Source organism: Anaerobacillus sp. ABR4_321 (genome assembly GCF_056158505.1).
The window spans coordinates 1,480,593-1,503,786 of the sequence record NZ_JBSWTK010000001.1 but is presented as its reverse complement, the minus strand read 5'-3'; the positions used below and the strand labels follow the sequence as shown (position 1 = coordinate 1,503,786).

The following is a 23,194-nucleotide window of genomic DNA, read 5'->3' as shown; positions in this document are numbered from 1 at the left end:
ATTAGGTTGAAACGAATCATCATAGACCCTGGACATGGGGGGTCTGACTCAGGTGCAACGTATAAGGGGTTTTTTGAGAAAACGTATAACCTATCGATCGCTCTACTCGTCAAAGCTACGCTCGAATCAAGATATGAAGTAGATATCATTTTAACGAGAACAGCGGATCAAACGGTTTCGCTAAAACAGAGAACTGATTTTGCGAATGCAAGGAATGCTGATTTTTATCTTAGTATCCACAACAACGCAGCTGGAGGACGAGGTTTTGAAAGCTTCATCTACAACAGAACCGTCCCTGCGGAAACCGTTCGAATCCAGAATGTTATTCATGATACCATCGCTTCTACTATTCTCAATAAATATAAAATCCCGAACAGAGGAAAGAAACGCGCGAACTTCCATGTGTTACGCGAAACAAAAATGAATGCCCTGTTACTTGAAGTCTTGTTTGTAGACAATGACACAGACCTGAACCTATTAAACAATTCAATTTTTATAAAAGATGTGTCTACAGCGATTGCAGAAGGTACTGCTAAAGCATTGAACCTACCCAAAAAGACGCCGCCACCTTCAGGAACGCTCTACAAAGTCATTGCCGGATCATTCACAGAAAGAGAAAATGCTGAAGAAAGAGCAGCATTCTTAGCTACCAAAGGTTTCGATTCATTCATCACATCACTCGTTATCAAGGGAACCACTTACTTCCGCGTTCAAGTCGGTGCCTTTTCTGAGAAATCGAATGCAGAAGATCTCGTTGCGAAATTGAAGACGATCGGGATCGAATCGTTCATCTATACAGAAGGTACAGTCGAACCACCGCCCCCGCCAGAGCCTCCCGAGCCAGAACCTGACAAAGGGTATCCGATCGCTGGTAACAGCGAACTAGCTGCAGCACATATGAACAATTATGCTAGGTCGGTAAACCCAGAAGCCCCATTACTCGCCGCTTATTATCTCGTACACAGTAAACGCTATGGCATTCGAGGAGATATCGCATTCGCTCAAGCTCTACATGAAACGAACTTCTTCCGCTTCACAGGAGATGTGACGCCAGAACAAAACAACTATGCAGGGATAGGCGCTACAGGTGGAGGAGCAAAAGGAGCTTCGTTCGATACACCTTCAGACGGCGTACTCGCACACATCCAACACCTTTATGCATACAGCTCAAAAGATCCGATTCCAGCTGGCGAAAAACTAGTAGACCCTCGCTTCTCATTAGTACAACGAGGATCTGCTACAACGTGGCAAGCATTGAATGGGAAATGGGCGGTGCCAGGCACCACTTATGGTGAAATGATCCTAACGCTATACAAGAAAATGGTTCAATCGTCGATCACAGACATGGAGACGGCGATCGAGAAACTGAATAAAGTTCTTAAAGATATCATCATCTAAACGTTCGGGTTGGGTAAAACACCAAAATAAAAAAACCATTCTAAATTGATTAGATTGGTTTTTTTAATGCTTATCGATTCTTTTCCACCTATCCCTAACTTCCGGTATTGAGAAAGCTATAAAATAAATCATACCAAATAAAGTATGTATTATTAAACCAGTGAATAATTGATTAGGTGGGATAGGAGGTTTCACCTCAGGTTTGAATATGGAAACCATCCAAGGAGTCCCAGTCATTATTACTACAAACACTATGTTCATTGCGTAGAATATAAGGTAAAAATACATACCTTTTGTTAAGTTTGATTTTTTTACAAGCTCAGTACCCATATTACTAATCGGACTACCGTTTTTTTGAGGATCTGGCATCTGAGAAACCAAAATTAAATTAGGTAGCATTTTTAGAATCACGTTCCTTCCAGTCTATATATGCACCTATCATGCCAGTTAAACCTGCTATAAATCCAGAAAGTGAGGGGAATGGTGCTAAAATGCCTACAAAACCAACAACGGCAAAAATACTCATAATTAAGATACTCATCATCCAAAGAAATGAATAGTACCTATACAATGAGAATTTAACATTAAGCATTTGTATGACCTCCTCCTTATCTGCATTTTCATCGTTAACTATTCTAACATATGCGTCTTCTTCCGGAAGATTGACCGTGATCTCCGAAACTTTTGCCTCTTTCATAAAATCATTCATCTCAATCAAGTACTTCCTTGAAAGATATTTCTCTACTCCAGAGGTCTTGGATTTATTCAGTTTGGATATTATCCAATCCCCGCTCCTATCCAAATTTTCTGGCTTATTTTTATTTAAAAGTCCTTCAAAAGAAAATGATTCTTCATATGTATTCATGTCATTCCCTGTATTCTCATCATTGAAGCCTAATTCAGTATCATTGATTCTAAAACCAGTGGAACTCATGTTAACATCTTTTTTTAACTGTTTAGTGGGCATCATAAAATCAACCACCTATCATTTCTTCAACCGCCATGAGCTTATTAGTAGCTGCATCCATTGCACTTAACATAAATCCATTGAAATTATCAATTGTAAGTGAATCCTCTTTAAATACATCTATGTCAATTACTAGTAAGCTTTGTTGGCTATGCGAAGCTCCACTTGGACTAACATGAACCGAGGCATTGGTCTCTGTTCTCAAAGAGATATTTACAGTGAAATCATTGTAGCTAGTCACAAACTGAATCATAGGATTATCAATATTCCCACCGAAAGAATGCTCTTCAATTTTCAGAAAACTAGATTTCAGTGCAGCCACTGCTGAATGATGATTAGGAAACGGTTTTCCGAAAAAGAACCTCAATCCAAAACGTGAAAATTCCTCAATGTCTAGATGCATCCTCACTTGGTCTAAAACAATTTTTGCCTTGTTTTTAAAATTACTGAATTGAGGATTTTCACAATCTACTGAAGTTCTATCAGCCTGTATCGCTGAAAATGCTTCCATTTTAGGATTAATGACCAATAATGCTCCGGTATTCTCATCTCTTTGATACTGTTGGAACTCTTTTCGCAACCCTTTTGCAATTTTATTGAGTGTTGATATATCATCAAATAAGAATGAGCGATCATAACGTGCTTCCACAAGAGCTTTACTCAGAGTAAGTCCTTTTTCTCTTAAGAAATCCTCCATTCCCAACATTCCCCTTTACTTATCTGCTTATAACACTATTCTACATATTACTATATACTTCCTCTGATAACATGTAAAATAATTACTTTTTTCAAAAAATAAATATTTACACATATAACTATTGATTGTTGACGCAACATAACGGCTTTAAAAATGAAAAATCAGAAAATTAAATTTACAGCAACGAAAGAGACAAATTGCGGCCAAACTTTATATTAGACATTGAAATAAGAGACTACTATTTGGGACATACCTAACATTTAGTCCCACGCAAAACGCTGTTCTTTCCATGGATCTCCATACATATGATAGCCATTCCGCTCCCAAAATCCTTGCTCATTCTCAGATTGAAATCGGATGCCTCTAATCCACTTCGCGCTTTTCCAGAAGTAGAGATGCGGAATCACTGCTCGCAGAGGATACCCATGCTCAGGCGTCAGCCGCTCACCGTTATGCGAATGAGCGAGTAAACTCGTTTCATGCAAAAAGTCCTCGATCGGAAGGTTCGTCGTCCACCCTTCTTCTGCAATGAGCATGACGAACTTCGCTTCTTCTTTCAGACCCACGTGTTCTGCTAGTACACGTGTCGAAACGCCTGTCCAGCGATTATCAAACTTCGACCATCCTGTTACACAGTGGATATCATTCTGTTTTTCCACTCTCTGAAGCTTGAGCACCTCTTCGAACGATAGCACAGTCGGTCGCTCGACTAACCCTTTGATTTCTAAACTCCAGTTCGATAAGTCATCGTTGTAGTAAGGAACATTTCCAACGTGAAGAACTGGCCACCCTGACGTTACCTTCTGATTCGGCGGTACTCGACCTTCATTCTGCTCTTTTTCCTTCCCAAAGTACATTTTTCACCCTCCCTATCCTCAGCATTTCCAACTATTTCTATCATAACAAAAACACAGGGAATTCCTCCCCTGTGTTTGCACATTAAAAGATCATGACCGCAATCCATCCGAATAGGATAAGCGGAATATTGTAGTGTAGAAACGTTGGAACGACCGTGTCCCAGATGTGATTGTGCTGACCATCCGCATTCAGTCCGGATGTTGGTCCGAGCGTACTATCTGATGCTGGCGATCCAGCGTCTCCTAGCGCTGCTGCTGTTCCTACGAGTGCGATGGTTGCCATCGGACTGAATCCTAGTTCCATGGCGAGCGGCACATAGATCGCAGCGATGATTGGAATCGTAGAGAATGATGAGCCGATTCCCATCGTGATGAACAATCCGACGATCAGCATCAATAGTGCAGCAAGAGCTTTGTTATCACCGATAACGCCAGACACCTGCGTGACGAGCTGGTCCACTTCGCCTGTTTGTCTTAGTACTTCAGCAAATCCATTCGCAGCTAGCATCACGAATCCGATGAATGCCATCATCTTCATTCCGTCTGTTAACACTTCTTCTGATTCGTTCAAACGGATGCTTCCTGTCACATATAAGACGATGATACCTGCGAGCGCACCGAGGATCATCGACTCAGTGGGAAGTTGAACTGCTAGTGTGACAACAACCGAGAGTAGAGCGAACGTAATGGAGCGTTTTGAATACGTACGTTCCTTCTGAGGTTCTTGCGAGATGGATAGCTGCTTATACGTTCTAGACTTGCGATACGTAATAAACACAGCGATGAATAGTCCCACTACAAGCCCAGCAGTCGGTAGCAGCATAGCGGTTGGAATAGAAGAGAGTTCGATGTCCATACCACTGTCAGCCATATTAGACTGAAGGATTCCGTGAAAGATCTTCCCGAATCCAGCTGGTAGTAAAATATAAGGCGCAGTCAACCCGAACGTAAGAACAGATGCTACAGCTCTACGGTCAACGCCTAGTTCATTCAGCACCTGTAAAATCGGTGGAATTAAAATTGGAATAAATGCAATATGCACGGGTACAAGGTTTTGAGAGAAACAAGAAATCAATAAGATAATGAACAAGATAAGTACTTTTGCAAGTCCCTTCCTTCGATCTCCACCTTGTCGGTTGACGACTTTCAAAGCCTTCTCAACCATGAGTTCCGGTAATCCCGTTCTTGATAATCCTACTGCAAAGCTCCCTAGTAATGCATAGCTCAAGGCAACTGTTGCTCCTCCCCCGAGTCCAGAGGTGAATGCGGCAACCGTGTCATCGAGTGACATACCGCCTAACAGGCCACCTACGATTGCACCGATAACGAGAGCGACAACAACATGTATACGAAAAAGGCTAAGCCCTAGCATGATGAGTACGGCTATAATAACAGCGTTCATTGATGTAACAACCTTTCATAACTTTTACTTTAGTTTGGTAAATCACTAATAAGTTAACACGAAAGAGGATGTGTGTCAAACTCAATTTACTTGCTCGATAAGTAAGTAGGGCAACAAGGATTGTTGATCAACTTTTTCAACTGAGCGTGCCTCGGAATGTGGTATAATAGACTGACAATTTTCAATGTGAGCGATGATGTTACAAACATCGATGTCCCAATGGAAAGGCTTATAGGGAGTAAGGTAATCCTTAGCAGATTGCATCATCAACCTTGTTCCTTTACTATTTCCATAGCTATCGTGGTAATGAGCTACTGATAGGTGCAATAAGCCTTTCACGAACGTGTTCGATCGATCTGTTAACCAGATTTCTTCTAAGAGATCGTGACATACATAAAACTCTTGTTCATTGAACGCCACAAGAAAATCATAAAACTCTTGGGGATACGGGTACTTCACCTTGAGGTCACCCCCTTACATGTGATTGAGTTGAAATGACTTCGGGTAAATCATACGTAAGATGAGAAAGGAAGATGTTTCACCAATGGAGATCTTATTTAATTTCCCACTTTGGGCAGCACTATTCGGTGTTTTTTTCGCTCAGTTCTTAAAAGTACCGATCTATTTTATTGCAACAAAACAAATCGATTGGTCGTTGATGAATTCAACGGGAGGTATGCCAAGCTCTCACTCTGCGGCAACAACAGCTCTCGCTACAGGTGTAGCATTTGAAACCGGACTTGATTCTCCAGTGTTTGCCGTGGCTGCGATGTTTAGTATCATCGTGATGTTCGACTCGACTGGTGTTAGAAGACAAACCGGAGAGCAAGCGATCGTGCTCAATCAGCTCGTACTCGACTTCAACAAATTCATTGAAGAAGCCAAAAGCTGGCCTCAGAAACAAGAGGGCGAGAAAGTAGAAGAACTGAAAGAGCTTCTTGGTCATAAACCGATCGAAGTATTGGTCGGCGGACTTCTAGGTATCGTCGCAACAATCATTCTTTATTACTTATTCAAAATCGGCTCATAAGGAGGACCTATGCGAATCGTTTCAATATGCCCAAGCAATACAGAACTCTGTGCGTATCTTGACTTAACTTCTCAACTTGTTGGTGTTGATGACTTCTCCGATTGGCCAGAATCGATTCAAGAACTTCCTAGGCTTGGTCCTGACCTTTCGATCGATATGGAAAAAGTTCAAGCGTTAGAGCCAGATCTCATTCTCGCTTCCTTAAGCGTACCGGGAATGGAGAAAAATATTGAAGCGCTCGAAGCGTTAAACTTGAATTACACTGTCCTGAACCCCAACTCGTTAGACGATATTTGCAACGATCTCGTAACGCTCGGAGAATTAACGAATAAACGAGAAGAAGCTGTTGCACTTACAGAACGGATAGAGCACATGATCGAAGAATATAAAGAAATCAGTGCCTCGATCGAACATAAGCCAGAAATCTACTGGGAATGGTGGCCAAAACCGATCTTCACGCCTGGGAAAACAAATTGGCTGACTGAAATCAGCGAACTAGCTGGTGCAAGAAACAGTTTCAGAGACGTAGAGCTCGCATCCGTACAAACGGATTGGGAAGATGTACTTCGTCGGAAGCCAGACCACATCTGTCTCGCCTGGGTAGGCGTACACCAGAAGAAGGTCAACCCAGTCGTAGTCAAAAAGCGTGAAGGTTGGGATGAGCTCGGTGAAACGCCGATCCACATCCTTGAAGAGTGGCTTTATTGTAGGCCATCACCACGGTTACTTACAGGGTTAGTAAAACTTGCCTCCATTCTACATCCTGATCACTATCCTGCTTACGACGGAAAAGACCCATTCCTTTCATAGATAGCACAAACGACGGAGATCATGATCTCCGTCGTTTTTAATCACTTGTTTTATTCAATAACTGTTGTCTGAATACCTGCATCGATTCATCTTCATTCAAAGACTGCAGCACTTCTTCTGTTAGTGAACCGTCCCCTTTTTTGATAACATACACTTCGATCGTCTTCTTCCCCCACTCATCGTATACATCCTGAACGGTATCGTAATAAAGGTCGATTCGGTTTCCAGTTATCGCACTTCCCGTATCTGCCACAACACCATATCCATAGCCTGGTATGAACAAGATCGTTCCGATTGGAAATGTATCTGGGTCTGCTGCGATCGTGGAGTAGAGATCTCTCGTCACTTTAACACCAGAATACGTAATCCCGTATGCAGGATGATCTGGTTTCTTTCCAGTAGATTCTACACCGGCTGTATATCCAGTTGCTGTTACGGTATGAACAGGAAACTGTGACCAATCCTGTGAATTATCAAGCGTTCTCGGCTTTTCTTCTGTTGTAAGTACTTTTTGATCCGGAAAGAACCAGTTGGTCAAATCGTTCAACGGTACCCCGGAAAGTAGTAAATATGTTGAAATAAGGGCTGCTAAAACTAGACTTGTGAAAAACAAGCCCTTTGTCATCACGATCAAAACTCGCACTTGCTTCACTCCTCTCATGGTCTATTCATGTCCAGAGAAAAGCAAAGCTATTCAGAAACCCATACGAAAAAAAGCTTCTGCCAGTGGCTGGCGAAGCTTTTCTAGAACATTTGATATCCTCTGACACGAAGCATACGAATTGCGACACCCGCAAAGATTGCTCCTACTAAGCCAGAAAGTAATATAACTGTATCTGCACTCCCTAAAGATATCAAGTCAGATCCAAGCGCTCGCAATGAGGTGCCTGGTTGAGAAAAATAATTGAAAAACGGAACATTATCAACGATCATGATTACGATAATCGGATATGCGACTGCCATGATCCACGTTGAACGCAACAGCATATTGAGCAAGAATCCGATTCCAAAAAACAATACGATAAAGAGCAGCATCGAGATGATTAGCTGTGGAATTGCCATCCTTTCACCTCCATTTAATCAATGTAAGTTTACTGGATTGCGCACTTTTAGTCAATGAACACAGCGTGAACAAAAAAACTAAGCGCGATTGGCGCTTAGTTTGTTGGATTTTGCTTTGCTCCACTACCTCCACAGTTATCGCATGTTTCCGATCCTCCAAGAAGTAGTTGAAAATACCCCTTCCCCTGGCAGTAAGGACAATCTGTTGCCTTTACTTTTCTTTGCTGTCTTCTCAAATCAACCACTCCTTTTCTTAATTTTCTGATAATATAACAAGAATGATTGAAAAAGAAAAACCTCAAATATGACCAAATACGTCCATGTAAGCGAATACAACCTTTATTATCAGAATATTCCGTCTGTAATCTAACAGTTTTTACGGATTATGAAATAACTTATAAGTGGTGTAGCCAAACTGATTTCCTGGGTTCATTTCAGTTTTGAATTCTTCCTTGTCGCCTAAGAAATATGGAATCATTGAAGATGTATCTGGGTCTCGAAGAAGCTCATCTTTCGTTAGAAAGCACGCTTTTTCGATCTCTCCCTCTTCTGCTTTCAAGTCGCCACCAGATTTTTTCATATAAAACACGACTAAGTTGTCGCTTATTTCGTTTTTGATAACGCCAGTCCTGATTCCTGCAATCCTAACCGGTTCAGCCACGATCCCGGTTTCTTCATGAATTTCACGAATCGCCGCTTCATCGACCGTCTCGCCTTCATCAACAAACCCAGCTGGAAACGACCACTTTCCTTTTAGACCACCATATTTCTTTTTCACAACTAAATATTTTCCATTCTCTTCAACGATGCCCGCTGCACCTAACCAGACGTTTCCTCTCTTAGTCAAGCAATCATTCCCCCCGGTATAATCTCAACAGTGCGTTCATAAGCTTTACTATAGCCCCTATCCTTATTATAGAAAAGCAAGGCTTACGTCTAAGCCTTTGCTTTTCCTTATGTACGCTTAAAAAAGAAGGCAAAGACATCGCGTCTTTGCCCTCTTAGCTCATTCATTTTTTAGAATAACTTAAGTTTACCTTTTTTCCATACAAGCCCTGGTCCGCCAAGCATGAATAGGTAACGGTTATCGATTACCTTTTTCATAGCGGAAGCCGTTGAACCGTATAGCTTCTTGTTACCAACTTTACCGATCGCTTCGCCTTTACCAAGAGAAGCAACTGTACCTTTGATATCAGGTACAAATCCTTCTGTTTCTTTCCCTCTTACAAGGTTAAGGATGTTCTTGGATACTGCACCAGCAGCTTGAATCGCAATCTGAGCAGTTGGTGGGAATGGGCGGTCGATTTCTTCGTTGATAATAAGTGCACAGTCACCAACAACAAATACGTTATCGTAGTCTGGCGTACGCTGATCTTTACGAACAGGTACACGGCCACGGTTTGTTTCGAAACCAGAGTCCGCTACGATGGAGTTACCTTGAACACCACCTGTCCATACGACAGTTGCTGCTTTCACTTCTTCATCTTCACCAAGAATAACGCCGTCTTCCATCACTTCTTTGATCATTGTGTTCGTACGGAACTCAACGCCTTTACGCTCAAGAAGGTTCATCGCGTATTCTACTAGTTCTTCATCGAAGCCAGGAAGTACTGTTGGAGAAGCTTCAACGTTAATGATTCTTACACGATCGCGGTCGATATCGAACTCTTTACAAAGTTCAGGAACGCGCTCTGCTAGTTCACCAACAAATTCGATTCCTGTAAATCCAGCTCCGCCGACGATGATCGTTAGAAGGTCGTCACGACGTTCAGGTTCATTGTTGTAGCTAGCGAATTGATATTCGATGTGCTCACGGATCTTACGAACGGAGTTAACGCTACGGATGCTAAACGCATTTTCTTTCAAGCCTTTGATACCGAATGTTGCTGGTTCAAATCCAAGAGAAAGGACGAGGTAGTCGTATTCAAGCTCGCCGTTTTCGAGAATAACGCGCTTCTCATCTGGCTTAACTTCTACAACAGTGTCTTGTACAAATTTGATTTTGTTCGTATCGATCACATCTTCGATCATGATACGTGTTTTGTCATGATGCATTGTTCCCGCTGCTGGTTCATGAAGCCATGTTGTTTGGTAGTGATAGTCATGCTTGTTTACAAGCGTAACTTCCACTTCATTGGTTCCCATTTCCTTTTGAAGGCGAACCGCTGTCATCATTCCACCGTAACCTGCACCTAGGATTGCGATTTTTGGCCTACTCACTAGTATCACATCCACCTTTTTACCGAAATTTTTTGGACATTACAGATTGGATTCCTGTTCTGACCATTCGTGAAACGTCAATAAACGTTATGATTATGGATATTATCCCTCAATGTTCAAATTTTAATAGAAAAGAATCAGAGAGATTGTTAAAGATTTCACGTTCTAGATCGAAAAAAATGCTATTCTAGCACGCATATTGTCATAAATACTTCAATTCTGACGCTCAATTTTAATCATATTCTTTTTTATTTTGTTTTTCAACCCTTATAATAAAACTTCTAGGTGTGTTTTCATGATTGGGGTTTAGTTCCGTTTTTATTACGATTATAATAATGAAAGGTTCATTAATTTATGAGGGGGACTGACAATGACTGACCAACAAAAGGTTTATGATATTACCATAATTGGTGGCGGTCCAGTTGGACTATTCACTGCCTTTTACGGTGGAATGCGTCAGCTAGACGTTAAGATAATAGAAAGTATGCCTCAGCTTGGAGGGCAGCTATCGGCTCTCTATCCTGAAAAATATATATACGATGTCGCTGGCTTTCCGAAAGTGTTGGCTCAAGATCTCGTTGATAACTTGATCGAACAAGCTTACCAATTCAATCCAGATGTTGTGCTTGAGGAATCTGTTGAAGAAGTGAAACAGATGGAAGATGGCACACTCTACCTTCGCTCGAATACTGGAGCAGAGCACTACACGCGTGCCGCTATCATTACAGCAGGCGTAGGTGCGTTCCAACCTCGCCGCCTGAAGGTTGAAGGCGCAGATCAATATGAAGGTAAAAACCTTCACTACTTCGTGAACGACTTAACGAAATTTGCTGGACAAAAAGTGCTAGTGGCAGGCGGCGGAGATTCCGCAGTCGACTGGGCGAACATGCTCGAGCCGATTGCAGAAGAAGTAACGCTCATTCACCGTCGAGACAAGTTTAGAGCACATGAGCATAGTGTCGAACAGTTGATGAACTCTTCTGTTAACATTCAAACGCCATACAACATCAGCGAATTTATCGGTGATGGCGAGCGTATCAATCAAGTTGTTCTGAAACATGCTAAAGAAGATGAAGAGATCACAAAAGACGTTGATGCTGTCATTGTGAACTATGGCTTCATCTCTTCTCTTGGCCCTATTAAGGAATGGGGACTCGATATCGAGAAGAACTCCATCGTTGTAAACTCTAAGATGGAAACGAACATCCCAGGAATTTACGCCGCTGGTGACGTCGCTACATACGAAGGTAAGGTAAAACTTATCGCTTCAGGATTTGGCGAAGCACCTACAGCAGTAAATAACGCAAAATCGTATATGGATCCGGATGCCAAAGTACAGCCGATGCACAGTACGAGCTTGTTCGATAAGAAAAAATAAAGGAGGCATCTTGATGGTCAAACTACTATTTATCATCGTAATGGCCGCAGGTCTCGGCTACTCCTTGTTCCAAAGCTTGAAACATACACCTAAACCAGACTGGAAATCCGTTCGACACCACCTTTTCCACTCTTCTCATTAAACATACGAAAACCCCGTGCGATGGCACGGGGTTTCAATATGTATAATGTTTTACCAGCCAAGTCCTACTTTTGTTGATAAGAGTGATTCACCTGACTCATGATGTAACGATATTTCATAACGACCAGGTCGGTTCGAATAATCTAACGTGCGTCTCTTAAACTCCACATTTGCACGATAGCGAATATCGATACTTTGTGTTTCTAAATGACCTGAATTCTCCTCACGTATCTTTAACAAGAACAACATGATCCCCCCAAATTCATTACATAATACATTAAGTTTATCATCCTGAGAGATAGGGAGATATGCGTAAAAGTTTACATAGTGCCCAGGATTTACCTTTTGTCGTGGCTGTTTATTCGTTGAACGTGGTTGGAGCAGTTTTGTAGGAGTTGTACTTGGAATTAAAAGCGTAGCAAGTGGGTTTTACGCGGTTTCAGGTTGGATTGAAGGCCTTAGTGAGGGTGATATCCGCGATTTTAATGGGATATCCGCGAAATTTAGATTTTATCCGCGAAACTGGACAGGATATCCGCGAAACAGATTTTTCTGCTGTGACTGCTGGGGTGCGATTCACTGTTTATTGTCCACTTTTCCTTTTAATTAGCTAAAATAGAGATTTATTAGCCAAAACCAGCATTTATTGTCCAAAAATCAATTTTATTAGCCAAACCAGCTCGCAATAATACACCTCCCGCCCCATATATCAGCGCAATTTGAATTTTATCAGCGATATTCCCTCTTTTATCAGCGCAAATCCAACTATATCAGCGAAACCCCTACTTTTATCAGCGATTCCGCAATTATATCAGCGAACCAAAACGCACCTCCTCCTTCCCACCCTATACCACCACCCCAGCACAATCTTATGATTACACCTCCCTACCAGCGGGAAAGAGCCTATTATGTTTATATGGGGAGGCACGATTATGAAGAGATTAGAAAATAAAACCGCTGTCGTAACAGGCGGCGCTACTGGAATTGGGAAAGCAACGGTAGAGCTTTTTGCCAAAGAAGGGGCAACAGTCCTGTTGGCAGATGTGAATACGGAAGAAATGGAAAAAACGGCAAAAGAAATAAATAGCGAAGGCGCACAAGTCAGAACCTATCAAGTCGATGTTTCTGACGAAGATAGCGTCTCAGCTTTTGCAAAGAAAGTGAAGGAAGAATTCGGTGCGATCGATGTACTCTTCAATAACGCTGGTGTGGATCAGGAAGGTGGCAAGGTACACGAATACCCAACCGAATTGTTCGACCGTATTATATCGGTGGATTTACGCGGTACGTTCCTAACAAGTAAATACTTAATTCCACTCATGCTCGATAAGGGCGGATCGATCATCAATACGTCTTCTATGTCAGGACGAGCAGCTGACCTCGATCGCTCTGGATACAATGCGGCAAAAGGCGGCATCACGAACTTCACAAAAGCAATGGCGATCGATTATGCGAGAGAGGGCATACGAGTCAACTCCATCTCACCTGGTACGATTGAAACCCCGCTCATCGATAAATTAGCTGGATCAAAGGATGAAGAAATGGGTCAGAAATTCAGAGAAGCTAACAAATGGGTAACGCCTATGGGGAGATTGGGACGTCCTGAGGAAATGGCAAAGGTAGCTCTCTTCCTGGCTTCTGACGATAGCTCTTACGTTACTGGAGAAGACATCGCAGCTGATGGTGGCATCATGGCCTACACGTGGCCTGGTAAGATGCTGATCGATAACGAATGGAAAGAAGGAACCGAATAACAATAAAACCCCCGATCCATCAAAAATGGAATCGGGGGTTTTATACTGTATCTTAAGCCCACCACATTTCAGTCGGCTGTTCTTCGATCAAAACAGATTGCAAGTTTCTCACTGCGCGCTGGAAACCTTCTTCGATCGACATGAGCGGGTCCTCATGTTCGATACTTACAACATGATCATATCCATAGGTGCGAAGTGCACTCATCATGTTCGACCACTCGCGGTTGCTATGGCCACATCCTACAGATCGGAACGTCCATGCCCGGGTCTTCACTTCACCATAAGGCTGCATGTCCGTTAAGCCATGCATGTTTACATTATCTTGGTCGATGTAAGTATCTTTTGCATGGAAATGGTGAATGGCATTTTCTTTACCAAGGATTTTAATCGCTGCAACAGGATCGATGCCCTGCCACCACATATGACTTGGGTCGAGGTTTGCTCCCACTGCGTCACACGTAAGCTCACGAAGCTTCAGCATCGTGTAAGGCGTGTGGACGAGAAAGCCACCGTGTAGCTCTAATCCGATTTTAACGTTATGATCCTTCGCAAATTGACCCCACTCTTTCCAATATGGAACGAGCTTCTCTTCCCACTGCCAAGTCAATACATCTGAATATTCCGCTGGCCAAGGTGTAACTGGCCAATTGGGGAACTTCGCGTCTTCATGATCACCCGGTGTACCGGAGAATGTGTTAACGACTGGGACATTCATCAATGAAGCGAGCTTCACTGTTTTGACGAATGTTTCATGACACTCCTCAGCGAACGCCTTATCAGGTGAGATCGGGTTTCCATGGCAGCTGAACGCACTGATTTCAAGCCCTCTCTCTTCTACTTTTTCAAGGTATGCAGCACGCTTTTCTTCGCTCTCTAGCAGTTCATCAAGGTTACAATGGGCATTGCCTGGATAACCACCCGTGCCGATTTCAACCGCTTTTAGTCCAGAGGCTTTGGCGTGGTCAAGCATCTCTTCAAATGATTTATCAGAAAAAAGAACAGTAAATACGCCGAGTTTCATCGTCTCACTCCTATTTTTAAAATAATTTATAGACGAACGCTTCTCCCTGTTTCACAGCTTTCATAAATGGCTTCGATCACTTGTGAAACGGCCCTTGCTTCTTCCGCTTTCACGATCGGTTCTTCTAATCCAAGACAGCTATTCACAAAGTTTGCCGCTTGAGGTAAGCCTGGATCGTCCTCACCTGGCACCCACTGGCTGCTACTGTTCAGAAGCATGCCGTACTTCGCTTTGTTCAATTCGAAAGGAAAAACATCGAGTCCTCCCTCACTTCCTGAAATGCTGACGGTCTCTTTATCCTCCGCAATGTTCGCGGACCAGGACGTTTCGAACAAGAGAGAAATGTTGTTATCGAATTTGATATAAGCCGTGACGTGATCATCAACATTGAACGTTTCATGGTCGAATCCGCCCCACAGGTTCACTTGCTCAGGAGTTTTACTTAATCGGTTGTACGTGGTGCCTGTCACCTCGACTGGCTTCGGGTTGCCCATTAGCCACATGCTGAGATCAAGGAAGTGACAGCCGTAGTCGATCAAGCTTCCTCCACCTTGAAGCTGCTTGTTTGTGAACACTCCCCAGCCAGGTACTTTTCGGCGGCGAAGGGCTTGTACTCTCGCTACCATCGGATCACCGATTTCTCTTTCGACGATCACTTGACGAGCGGCGCGCGGCTCCTTCATAAAGCGATAGTGATAGCCGATCGAAAGCACTTTTCCTGACGCTTTTTCCGCTTCGATCATTCGATCACATTCTTCAACGGTCATCGCCATCGGCTTTTCACATAATACGTGTACGCCTGCCTGCAGCGCTTGTATCGCGAGGTCCGCATGGAATTTATTCGGTGTACAAATCGTTACCGCATCCACTTCTTTCAGCATTTCAGCAACTTCTTCATAGACATTCGGTATGTTGAATAAAAGTGAAACTTCTTTTGCTCTTTCAGTGTTAACATCATACACACCAAACAACTCTACTTGTTCAGAGAGTTGTTGGTATGCTGGAATATGGCGACCTTGAGCAATCCCGCCAGATCCTATGATCCCCATTCGTAATTTACTCACGTGATCACCTCAGGTTAATGATTTTCTTTGTTTCGTTTGATTCGAGTGCTGCTAGTACGACTTGAAGTGATTTCATCCCTTCATCTCCGCTTACTGGGCTTTCCTTATCTGAAACGATGCTATCAACAAAGCGATCGATAACCTGTGAACTTGTTTGTCCACCACTCTCGTTTGTCTGGATACCGCCGAGCTCGTATTTTACAACATCACCTGTTTGGTACTGAACGACGAGTGAGTTAACTGGATCATCTTCTAAACGAAGAATCGCCTTTTCTGCATAGATGATCGTGGAATTATCTTCACTCGCTGTGTACGCCCAGCTCGCAGCAAGCGTACCGACAACTCCGCTTTCAGACTTTAAGATACAAACTGCGTTATCATCGACCGTCGCAAAATCCTTTGCACTCGTTTCGACAAACGAGCCTACCTCTACGATTTCTTCGCCTAGCACATAGCGAATAAGATCTGTTTTATGAACACCTAGATCTCCCATTGCTCCAATAAATGCTTTTTCTTTTTCGAAGAACCAGCTTTCCTTACCGTCAACGCTCCATCCCTCAGGTCCTGGATGTCCAAATGCTGTTCTGAAACTATACACCTTGCCGAGTTCACCGCTTGCTAGTAACTCCTTCGCTTTTGCATGAGACGGGACGAATCGCTGGTTATGAGCGATCATAAGCTGCTTTCCGTGTTCACGTGCCGTCTCGATCATGAGCTCAGCGTCTTCTTTCGATGTCGCCATCGGTTTTTCGCAAAGAACATGCTTCCCTGCTTTTAGCGCAGCAATGGAAATCGGTGCATGTAAATAGTTTGGCGTACAAACACTGATTGCGTCGATTTCTTCAATTTGTAAAACATCTTCAACATTCTCATATGATGTCGCACCATATAGAGAAGCGATTTCATCAGCTCTAGATTTAACGATGTCACACACCGCAACGATCTGAACGTTCTTGTTCGCTGCGTATTCTGGTATATGACGATGCTTCGCAATACTTCCACACCCAATAACACCAATTTTTAATGTTTTCATGGTTACTCCTCCTCGATCTCCCTCTTATTTTGCTGAAATGGTTTCGAGCGGCTTTGCATTTCCATAGACTGGTTTCGAACGTTTCGTAGGAGTTGCCCATGCCACCGCATTTTGAATCACGCGCTGTATTTCCTCGTTATAATACGTTGGATATGTTTCATGTCCAGGTCTAAAGTAAAAGATTTTTCCTTGTCCACGCTTATATGTACAGCCACTTCTAAATACTTCGCCGCCTTCGAACCAGCTTAGAAAAACAAGCTCGTCAGGTGCTGGAATATCAAAGTGCTCTCCATACATCTCTTCTTTCTCTAACTCGATCTTCTCACCGATCCCTTCAGCGATTGGATGAGAAGGATCGACTACCCAAATCCGTTCTTTTTCATCTGCTTCACGCCACTTTAAATCACAACCTGTGCCCATCAGCTTCTTAAATATTTTTGAGAAGTGTGCAGAGTGGAGCACGATTAACCCCATCCCATCTAGCACACGATTGTGAATTCGCTCCACGACTTCATCTGATACTTCCTCATGTGCGATATGTCCCCACCAGAGTAAAACGTCTGTTTCGTTTAAAACCTCTTCAGATAATCCATGTTCCGGCTCATCGAGCGTTGCAGTCCGAACGCGATGGTCGCCTTTTAGAAAGTCAGAGATCGCACCGTGAATCCCGTTCGGATATACGCTTCTTACTTCCTCGTTTTGTTGCTCATGACGATTTTCGTTCCATACTGTTACATTAAGCATCTCTTCCACTTCCTTTTCTCTATTCTTTTACAGATCCTGATGTTAGACCAGATACGATTCTTCTCTGGAAAATAAGTACCATGATGACGAGTGGAACAGTAACGACAACTGTTGCAGCTGAGATTTCTCCCCAAGGAATCGTAAATTGTCCCTGAAAGAGTGCGATTCCAACTGGTACCGTTTTAAACTTATCCGCCGTGTTGATGGTTAGGGCGAATAAGAACTCGTTCCATGCTGCGATAAAAACTAGAATCGCTGTCGTGAAGATCCCAGGCACTGCAAGAGGCATGATAACCTTCCAATAGGTCTGCCATAGTGATGCGCCGTCGATTCTAGCAGCTTCCTCTAGATCGAATGGAATCTTCCTAAAGAAGGTTACGAGAATCCAAATCGATAGTGGGAGCGTGATCGTCGTATATGGAATGATCAATCCAAGATAGCTATTCGTAAGACCTAGATTCTTCAAGAAAATATAGATCGGTGAAATGGTTGCAATCTGCGGGAACATCGATACGGATAGCACAACACCGAGGATGATCGGCTTCCCGCGAAAGTTTAAGCGTGCGATCGCATATGCTGCGAACGATGCCACAAGTACGGTATACACGGTTGTGATTCCCGCTACAACGAAACTGTTCCATAGATAGCGCATGAATGGATACTCTACGAAAACGGATACATAGTTTTGCAGAGTCGGATTAGATGTAAATGGAGAAAAGGCTTTTTCCCCGAATAGCTCTGACAATGGTTTAATCGAACTCGCAAGCATCCATAAGAATGGAAACATGACGACAAATACAAATAACACTAGAAAAACGTAAAATAATGGTCCCGCTTTCTTATTCATTTTACTTGGCCTCCTTCTCGATTTCACTCATTATTTTCCAGAACCGTCCTTGATTAATTCAGATCCAAGTAATTTAATGAAGATAGCGGAAATGATCGCAACACAGAGGAAGACGATAACGGAAAGTGCTGATCCTTCACCAAAGTTGGTTTGTGAGAACATCACCTTGTAAGCTAGAATCGATATCGTTTCAGTTGAGTTTGCTGGACCTCCACCAGTCAATACGTAGATCAAGTCGAACACTCGGAACGCATCAAGTGTACGGAATAAAAGGGCTACAAGAATGCTAGTTTTTAAAAGTGGTAGCGTTACGGTTAAGAACTGTTTCCACTTGTTCGCTCCATCGATCGACGCCGCTTCGTAAAGAGAAGATGGGATCGTTTGGAGCCCAGCAAGAATAAGTAGGGCCATATACGGCGTTGTTTTCCAAACATCTGCAAAGATAACGGAGAACATCGCGCCCGTATCAGTCGTCAAGAGGACAGTCATCTTTTCTACTAAGCCGACGTCAGCAAATAGCTTTGCAACGATACCATTCTGACCATCATATAAGAACTTCCACATAAGAGCGGCTACGGCGGTTGGCACTGCCCATGGGATCAAGATACTCGCACGGATAAGTCCTCTACCGATAAATGCTTTATTGATCAATAATGCGATTGCGAGTCCAAGAATCAGTTCAGCTAAGACGGAAATGAACGTAAATACACCGGTGTTCCAAAGCGCTTTCCACATTCGACTGTCACTGAAATTATCTTTGTAATGTTTGAATCCGATAAAGTTCGGTTCAACGACAATATCGTTGAGTGAAGAAGAGAGACCAACGATTTTATCGCCTTGCTCAAGCTCTCCTGCACCATTGATCGCTTTTAACTCCGAATTGATATCTTTCACTGAAGTTACTAAGTCTTCAGCAACACCTTCTTCGATTTCAACATACTTCATATCTTCCGGAATGTTTTCAAAGTTATCGAGCTTCTCGTTGATTAAATCATAGTTTTCAGCAGCTTTTGGCTTCTCTTGGATACGACCATCCAATTCTTCAAGCGTCGCTTTGATTTCACCAAGATCACCTGCTGCATTGCCTTTATTGATTTCTGAATCGATCGCCCCGATTAAGAACGGGTAGTTCTGTAAATAGCGGTCCATATCGAGCTGGTAATCCAGGTGAACGGAAGATTTCGTCGGATCGTTCAACCTGAGGTCAAATAAGCTAAAATAAAAGGATTGAATAACTGGCCAAATCGAGATTGCTAGAATTAAAAGCAATGCAGGCGCGACAAGTAAATAGCCTACTTTTGCATCACTTTTCTTCTTTTTCGTCTTCTTATCAACTTTAATAGGCTTATGAGGATCAATATCCGTTTGTGGCATGCCGCCGCTCCTCCCTTATGAAAGACATTAGCCTTCACACATATGAAGGCTAATGTTCATTTAGATTTACTTGACTAGCTTTTCTTTCATCTCTTTCTCCATCGCAGCTGCAGCTTCTTCTGGAGTTAATTCACCAGAGATCGCTTTCGATACGTTGATCTGGATGATTTCAGAGATTTCAGGATAGTTTGGAGCTACCGGACGAGACACTGCACCTTCAAGTGCGTTCTGGAATCCTTCTTCACCAAAGAATGGGTTAGCTTCAATAATTTCTTCGTCTTCAAATAGTGCTGGAAGTGTTGGAGCATGAGAACCTTCGATCGCATCGATCTTCTGTCCTTCTGGACCAGTCATGAACTTTAAGAACTCCCAAGCTTCTTGAGGGTGCTCAGAGTAGTTATTGATCGCAGCCATCCAGCCGCCAAGTGCAGCTGCTGAACCAGCATCGCCTTCTGGAAGTGGTGCTACTTCTACGTTTCCAACGATTTTAGATTGCTCTTCATCGTTAGCTAGTGAATATTGGTAAGGCCAGTTACGGATAAATGGTGCTTGTCCTTCGATAAAAGCAGTATGAGATTCTGGCTCTGTAAACGTTGTGATGTTATCTGGAACGAAATCAGCATTTGCAATTTCAACCATCTTGCTTAGACCTTTAATCGCTTCAGGTGAGTTGATCGCTACTTCACCATTCTCATCGATGAACTCTCCACCGTAAGATGCAACAAACTCAACTGCGTTTGTAACAAGTCCTTCATATTGCTTCGCTTGCATTAAGTAACCAAACTGTGTTCCATCTTGGCCTTTTAGCTCAGATGCTTGTGCCATAAGGTCATCCCACGTTTTTGGCGCTTCAGAAGCTAGGTCAGAACGATAGAAAAGCATACCAGCATCGATAAATTTAGGCATCGCCCACTGCTTCCCGTTGAACGTAGCAGCTGACACTGGTCCTTGGTTATAATCTTCCATGTTGATACCGTCTTTTTGAATGAAGCGGTCAAGAGGTAGTACGTATCCAGCTTGAGCAAATTCAGCAGGCCAGATAACATCGATATCGAACACATCGATTTCAGATGATTCAGCGTTAAGCATCGTTACATATGCATCGTGCTGTGCACCTGTGTCTGTTGGCATTTCACGGAACTCGACTTTAATGTTAGGATTTTGCTTCATGAATTCTTCAACCATAACATCGGTTGCACCCGTCGCATCCTTACCTCTTGCATAGACGATCGTTACTTGTTCTTCATCTGTCTTCGCTTCTTCATCATTTGAATTAGAGTTACTGTTGCTTGAAGTAGAATTAGATCCACAAGCGGATAACACAAGAATAAAGGCCATTACAATGATCAACAGCTTACTGTTCTTCAAAAAACGCATGATAGAAATTCCTCCTTTTAATTGTTGAAATCGTTTTCAAAAATAATTGTAATCGATTTCAAAAAAGTGTGTCTTAAGTTGTCTTTCTTTTGACAAGTGAGATCGGTAGTTCAATCACCGATTGTTGCGTACGTTCGATCACACCATTCAAACAGTCGATAAATACAGACATCGTTCGTGAACCAATCTCTTCTCCTGGTTGATGGATCGTTGTGAGCTCAGGTTCTATCAAACTAGCGATAGGCTGATCATCAAACCCTAAAATTGCAAGTTCTTCTGGGACCTTAAGTCCGTGGCGCTTTGCTTCTTTCAAAACTCCTGAAGCAACTTCATCTCCACCTGTAAAGATCGCTGTTGGACGATTCTTTAGGTTTATGATTTTTTTTAGCACCTTTTTGCCATCTTCCATTGTATATGTATCATGGAATACCCATTCTTGGTTGAGTGGAAGTGCAGCTTCTGCAATGGCACGCTCAAATCCTTTACGGCGATCATTTGAAAGACCGCTTTTAGAACCGTGGCAAAATGCAATTTTCTTATAACCTCTCTCAATCAGATGACGAGTGCCTAAATAACTTCCATAGGCTTGATCAAGACGAACGATCGGAACGGTTGCATCCCGGTGATACTCATTACATAGAATGATTGGACCAGATTCAGTGTATGGTTCGATCTTACTCCAATCATTTTCGATCGAAGTGAAGATTACCCCATCTACCTGCTTTGTCTTTAATAACGTAAGAAAGTCCAATTCCTTCTTCTTGCTAGACTGTGTTTGGCAAATGAGCAGTTGAAATCCTTTTTCCTCTGCAACCTTTTCGATCCCATCAAGGATCGTTGTGAAAAATGGATTCGTTAGTCTCGGTATCAGTACAGCTACTAGATTCGTCTTCCTATTCCTTAAGTTTCTTGCTGAGGTATTAGGAAAATAACCTAATTCTTGCATCGCTTCATGTACAAGCCTTCGCTTCTCTTCCGATACGTGAGGATAGTTATTTATGACGCGAGATACTGTCGCACTCGAAAGTCCAGTTTGTTTGGCGACATCTGAAATTGTAGCCATCAATTAACCTCCCCAGAAAGCTCAATAGCCTCCCCCCGTTTTTTGTAATCGATTACATGGAATCGATTGCATTCATTGTACCCCATCTTTTTTACTCCTTCAAGACTATTTTTAGAAAATTTTCACGATTATTCGCTCTTTATTTCAACTTTTCTTAAATAACGGTAGCTTCGAGACACACTTTCGATCGGATCTAACTGACACTCGTCCTGTTCGACGACCCACCACTGTACGCCGCTAGCTGGACCCACTTCAAGAACCTTTTCAATCTCAATATTTCCCGTTCCTAAAATAACCGTGTCTTCATTCGCGTCATCCGAACGATCCTTCAGATGAACGACCGGCGTTCGTCCCTTGTATGTTTGTAACCATTCGATCGGATCGTGCCCTGCTCTTTGCAGCCAGTAAATATCGAACTCTGCTTGAATCGTGCTATCGCTATCTAGAATCATGGCGAGTGGTGAGTTCTTCATTTCTTTCTCAAGTTCAAAATCATGATGATGGTAGGAGATCGACATACCATGCTCGGCACATTTTCCTGTCGCTTCTTTTAATACGTCAGCAACGTGTTGATAGCTCTCTTCATTTCTCATTTCAGAAGGGAGCCATGGACAAACGATTCGGGTATTTCCGAGCTTCATCTGCTCATAAATCACCTGTTCAAGATCCTGTTCGATGCGTTCGAACGGAACATGGTGACCGACCACATCTAAACCAAGCTCATCCAGCTTTTCCTTTACTTCTTCCGGTCGTTTTCCGTATAGTCCAGCGAGTTCAACACCTTCGTAGCCGATTCCAGCTACCCGTTCGAGAGTCTTGAAGAAATCTTTTTCACATTCATTTCTTAGCGTGTAAAGCTGCACGCCAATGCCAATTTCATTTAACATTGTAAACCTCCTTAAAAGATAAATTTCTCTCGTGTCCATCATTCGAGATGTGATCTTTATATCCTCTT

General features: G+C 42.8%; 26 protein-coding genes. 6 read left to right on the top strand and 20 right to left on the bottom strand.

Features of this window, described 5'->3' with window-relative positions:
- The first annotated feature begins 6 nt into the window (after nt 1–6).
- Complete coding sequence (locus ACXADT_RS07835; protein WP_474834070.1) at nt 7–1,398, top strand: N-acetylmuramoyl-L-alanine amidase; 1,392 nt, start codon at nt 7–9, stop codon at nt 1,396–1,398.
- 388 nt (nt 1,399–1,786) lie between these two features.
- Here ACXADT_RS07835 and ACXADT_RS07830 read toward each other — a convergent pair whose 3' ends face one another.
- The 5 genes from ACXADT_RS07830 to ACXADT_RS07810 all read right to left on the bottom strand — a co-directional run bounded on the left by ACXADT_RS07830 (nt 1,787) and on the right by ACXADT_RS07810 (nt 5,780).
- Complete coding sequence (locus ACXADT_RS07830) at nt 1,787–2,368, bottom strand: hypothetical protein (protein ID WP_474834068.1); 582 nt, start codon at nt 2,366–2,368, stop codon at nt 1,787–1,789.
- A gap of 4 nt (nt 2,369–2,372) precedes the next feature.
- Nucleotides 2,373–3,062 carry a hypothetical protein gene (locus ACXADT_RS07825; protein WP_474834066.1) on the bottom strand — a complete coding sequence of 230 codons (690 nt, stop codon included), beginning with the start codon at nt 3,060–3,062 and terminating at the stop codon, nt 2,373–2,375.
- Between the two features lie 260 nt (nt 3,063–3,322).
- The gene (locus tag ACXADT_RS07820) at nt 3,323–3,919 is read right to left on the bottom strand and encodes a sulfite oxidase-like oxidoreductase (protein WP_474834064.1); all 597 of its coding nucleotides are present in this window, start codon (nt 3,917–3,919) and stop codon (nt 3,323–3,325) included.
- 82 nt (nt 3,920–4,001) lie between these two features.
- Nucleotides 4,002–5,321, bottom strand: a complete 1,320-nt coding sequence (locus ACXADT_RS07815; RefSeq protein WP_474834062.1) for a Na+/H+ antiporter family protein — start codon at nt 5,319–5,321, stop codon at nt 4,002–4,004.
- 81 nt (nt 5,322–5,402) lie between these two features.
- The gene (locus ACXADT_RS07810) at nt 5,403–5,780 is read right to left on the bottom strand and encodes a DUF309 domain-containing protein (protein WP_474834060.1); all 378 of its coding nucleotides are present in this window, start codon (nt 5,778–5,780) and stop codon (nt 5,403–5,405) included.
- A gap of 85 nt (nt 5,781–5,865) precedes the next feature.
- Here ACXADT_RS07810 and ACXADT_RS07805 point away from each other — a divergent pair, with 85 nt between their 5' ends.
- A complete protein-coding gene (locus ACXADT_RS07805) occupies nt 5,866–6,351 on the top strand; it encodes a divergent PAP2 family protein (RefSeq protein ID WP_474834058.1) in 486 nt (161 codons plus the stop codon).
- 9 nt (nt 6,352–6,360) lie between these two features.
- Nucleotides 6,361–7,161 carry a cobalamin-binding protein gene (locus ACXADT_RS07800; protein ID WP_474810686.1) on the top strand — a complete coding sequence of 267 codons (801 nt, stop codon included), beginning with the start codon at nt 6,361–6,363 and terminating at the stop codon, nt 7,159–7,161.
- 37 nt (nt 7,162–7,198) lie between these two features.
- Here ACXADT_RS07800 and ACXADT_RS07795 read toward each other — a convergent pair whose 3' ends face one another.
- From ACXADT_RS07795 to ACXADT_RS07775, 5 genes are all read right to left on the bottom strand, one after another.
- On the bottom strand, nt 7,199–7,795 hold the full coding sequence (locus ACXADT_RS07795; protein WP_474834672.1) for a 3D domain-containing protein: 597 nt from the start codon (nt 7,793–7,795) through the stop codon (nt 7,199–7,201).
- A gap of 110 nt (nt 7,796–7,905) precedes the next feature.
- The gene (locus ACXADT_RS07790; RefSeq protein ID WP_474834056.1) at nt 7,906–8,223 is read right to left on the bottom strand and encodes a YuiB family protein; all 318 of its coding nucleotides are present in this window, start codon (nt 8,221–8,223) and stop codon (nt 7,906–7,908) included.
- 95 nt (nt 8,224–8,318) lie between these two features.
- Nucleotides 8,319–8,459 (bottom strand): YuiA family protein, encoded by a 141-nt coding sequence (locus ACXADT_RS07785; protein WP_270179856.1) that lies wholly within the window; start codon nt 8,457–8,459, stop codon nt 8,319–8,321.
- 140 nt (nt 8,460–8,599) lie between these two features.
- Nucleotides 8,600–9,070, bottom strand: a complete 471-nt coding sequence (locus ACXADT_RS07780; protein ID WP_474834054.1) for an NUDIX domain-containing protein — start codon at nt 9,068–9,070, stop codon at nt 8,600–8,602.
- Between the two features lie 170 nt (nt 9,071–9,240).
- Complete coding sequence (locus tag ACXADT_RS07775; protein WP_270179858.1) at nt 9,241–10,443, bottom strand: NAD(P)/FAD-dependent oxidoreductase; 1,203 nt, start codon at nt 10,441–10,443, stop codon at nt 9,241–9,243.
- Between the two features lie 370 nt (nt 10,444–10,813).
- Here ACXADT_RS07775 and ACXADT_RS07770 point away from each other — a divergent pair, with 370 nt between their 5' ends.
- Together ACXADT_RS07770 and ACXADT_RS07765 are read left to right on the top strand one after the other, a co-directional pair.
- The gene (locus ACXADT_RS07770) at nt 10,814–11,821 is read left to right on the top strand and encodes an NAD(P)/FAD-dependent oxidoreductase (protein WP_474834052.1); all 1,008 of its coding nucleotides are present in this window, start codon (nt 10,814–10,816) and stop codon (nt 11,819–11,821) included.
- A 13-nt stretch (nt 11,822–11,834) separates the two neighbouring features.
- On the top strand, nt 11,835–11,963 hold the full coding sequence (locus ACXADT_RS07765) for a hypothetical protein (protein ID WP_270179860.1): 129 nt from the start codon (nt 11,835–11,837) through the stop codon (nt 11,961–11,963).
- A 50-nt stretch (nt 11,964–12,013) separates the two neighbouring features.
- Here the strand turns inward: ACXADT_RS07765 and ACXADT_RS07760 are convergent, their stop codons facing one another.
- A complete protein-coding gene (locus ACXADT_RS07760) occupies nt 12,014–12,202 on the bottom strand; it encodes a hypothetical protein (protein WP_474834050.1) in 189 nt (62 codons plus the stop codon).
- 692 nt (nt 12,203–12,894) lie between these two features.
- Between ACXADT_RS07760 and ACXADT_RS07755 the strand changes: the two genes are divergently transcribed.
- Entirely contained in the window at nt 12,895–13,716 is an 822-nt protein-coding gene (locus ACXADT_RS07755; protein WP_474834048.1) for an SDR family oxidoreductase, read from the top strand.
- Between the two features lie 52 nt (nt 13,717–13,768).
- Here ACXADT_RS07755 and ACXADT_RS07750 read toward each other — a convergent pair whose 3' ends face one another.
- The 9 genes from ACXADT_RS07750 to ACXADT_RS07710 all read right to left on the bottom strand — a co-directional run bounded on the left by ACXADT_RS07750 (nt 13,769) and on the right by ACXADT_RS07710 (nt 23,126).
- Entirely contained in the window at nt 13,769–14,737 is a 969-nt protein-coding gene (locus ACXADT_RS07750; protein WP_270179863.1) for a sugar phosphate isomerase/epimerase family protein, read from the bottom strand.
- A gap of 26 nt (nt 14,738–14,763) precedes the next feature.
- Nucleotides 14,764–15,801: a Gfo/Idh/MocA family protein gene (locus ACXADT_RS07745; protein ID WP_270179864.1), complete on the bottom strand. Its 1,038-nt coding sequence runs from the start codon at nt 15,799–15,801 to the stop codon at nt 14,764–14,766.
- A gap of 4 nt (nt 15,802–15,805) precedes the next feature.
- Nucleotides 15,806–16,834 carry a Gfo/Idh/MocA family protein gene (locus ACXADT_RS07740; protein ID WP_474834045.1) on the bottom strand — a complete coding sequence of 343 codons (1,029 nt, stop codon included), beginning with the start codon at nt 16,832–16,834 and terminating at the stop codon, nt 15,806–15,808.
- A gap of 24 nt (nt 16,835–16,858) precedes the next feature.
- The gene (locus ACXADT_RS07735) at nt 16,859–17,578 is read right to left on the bottom strand and encodes a ThuA domain-containing protein (RefSeq protein ID WP_474834043.1); all 720 of its coding nucleotides are present in this window, start codon (nt 17,576–17,578) and stop codon (nt 16,859–16,861) included.
- Nucleotides 17,579–17,597: 19 nt separating this feature from the next.
- Nucleotides 17,598–18,425: a carbohydrate ABC transporter permease gene (locus tag ACXADT_RS07730; protein ID WP_474834041.1), complete on the bottom strand. Its 828-nt coding sequence runs from the start codon at nt 18,423–18,425 to the stop codon at nt 17,598–17,600.
- Nucleotides 18,426–18,455: 30 nt separating this feature from the next.
- Complete coding sequence (locus ACXADT_RS07725; protein WP_270179868.1) at nt 18,456–19,799, bottom strand: carbohydrate ABC transporter permease; 1,344 nt, start codon at nt 19,797–19,799, stop codon at nt 18,456–18,458.
- 66 nt (nt 19,800–19,865) lie between these two features.
- The gene (locus tag ACXADT_RS07720) at nt 19,866–21,176 is read right to left on the bottom strand and encodes an ABC transporter substrate-binding protein (RefSeq protein WP_270179869.1); all 1,311 of its coding nucleotides are present in this window, start codon (nt 21,174–21,176) and stop codon (nt 19,866–19,868) included.
- A 73-nt stretch (nt 21,177–21,249) separates the two neighbouring features.
- On the bottom strand, nt 21,250–22,239 hold the full coding sequence (locus ACXADT_RS07715) for a LacI family DNA-binding transcriptional regulator (protein ID WP_270179870.1): 990 nt from the start codon (nt 22,237–22,239) through the stop codon (nt 21,250–21,252).
- Nucleotides 22,240–22,367: 128 nt separating this feature from the next.
- On the bottom strand, nt 22,368–23,126 hold the full coding sequence (locus ACXADT_RS07710; RefSeq protein ID WP_474834038.1) for a sugar phosphate isomerase/epimerase family protein: 759 nt from the start codon (nt 23,124–23,126) through the stop codon (nt 22,368–22,370).
- Nucleotides 23,127–23,194 lie beyond the last annotated feature (68 nt).

Coding starts and splice junctions, on each gene's coding strand:
- ACXADT_RS07720 (WP_270179869.1), bottom strand. CDS start 21,176: ATGCGTTTTTTGAAGAACAGTAAGCTGTTGATCATTGTAATGGCCTTT.
- ACXADT_RS07730 (WP_474834041.1), bottom strand. CDS start 18,425: ATGAATAAGAAAGCGGGACCATTATTTTACGTTTTTCTAGTGTTATTT.
- ACXADT_RS07755 (WP_474834048.1), top strand. CDS start 12,895: ATGAAGAGATTAGAAAATAAAACCGCTGTCGTAACAGGCGGCGCTACT.
- ACXADT_RS07790 (WP_474834056.1), bottom strand. CDS start 8,223: ATGGCAATTCCACAGCTAATCATCTCGATGCTGCTCTTTATCGTATTG.
- ACXADT_RS07770 (WP_474834052.1), top strand. CDS start 10,814: ATGACTGACCAACAAAAGGTTTATGATATTACCATAATTGGTGGCGGT.
- ACXADT_RS07825 (WP_474834066.1), bottom strand. CDS start 3,062: ATGGAGGATTTCTTAAGAGAAAAAGGACTTACTCTGAGTAAAGCTCTT.
- ACXADT_RS07765 (WP_270179860.1), top strand. CDS start 11,835: ATGGTCAAACTACTATTTATCATCGTAATGGCCGCAGGTCTCGGCTAC.
- ACXADT_RS07735 (WP_474834043.1), bottom strand. CDS start 17,578: ATGCTTAATGTAACAGTATGGAACGAAAATCGTCATGAGCAACAAAAC.
- ACXADT_RS07820 (WP_474834064.1), bottom strand. CDS start 3,919: ATGTACTTTGGGAAGGAAAAAGAGCAGAATGAAGGTCGAGTACCGCCG.
- ACXADT_RS07710 (WP_474834038.1), bottom strand. CDS start 23,126: ATGTTAAATGAAATTGGCATTGGCGTGCAGCTTTACACGCTAAGAAAT.
- ACXADT_RS07830 (WP_474834068.1), bottom strand. CDS start 2,368: ATGATGCCCACTAAACAGTTAAAAAAAGATGTTAACATGAGTTCCACT.
- ACXADT_RS07740 (WP_474834045.1), bottom strand. CDS start 16,834: ATGAAAACATTAAAAATTGGTGTTATTGGGTGTGGAAGTATTGCGAAG.
- ACXADT_RS07725 (WP_270179868.1), bottom strand. CDS start 19,799: ATGCCACAAACGGATATTGATCCTCATAAGCCTATTAAAGTTGATAAG.
- ACXADT_RS07750 (WP_270179863.1), bottom strand. CDS start 14,737: ATGAAACTCGGCGTATTTACTGTTCTTTTTTCTGATAAATCATTTGAA.
- ACXADT_RS07800 (WP_474810686.1), top strand. CDS start 6,361: ATGCGAATCGTTTCAATATGCCCAAGCAATACAGAACTCTGTGCGTAT.
- ACXADT_RS07805 (WP_474834058.1), top strand. CDS start 5,866: ATGGAGATCTTATTTAATTTCCCACTTTGGGCAGCACTATTCGGTGTT.
- ACXADT_RS07715 (WP_270179870.1), bottom strand. CDS start 22,239: ATGGCTACAATTTCAGATGTCGCCAAACAAACTGGACTTTCGAGTGCG.
- ACXADT_RS07815 (WP_474834062.1), bottom strand. CDS start 5,321: ATGAACGCTGTTATTATAGCCGTACTCATCATGCTAGGGCTTAGCCTT.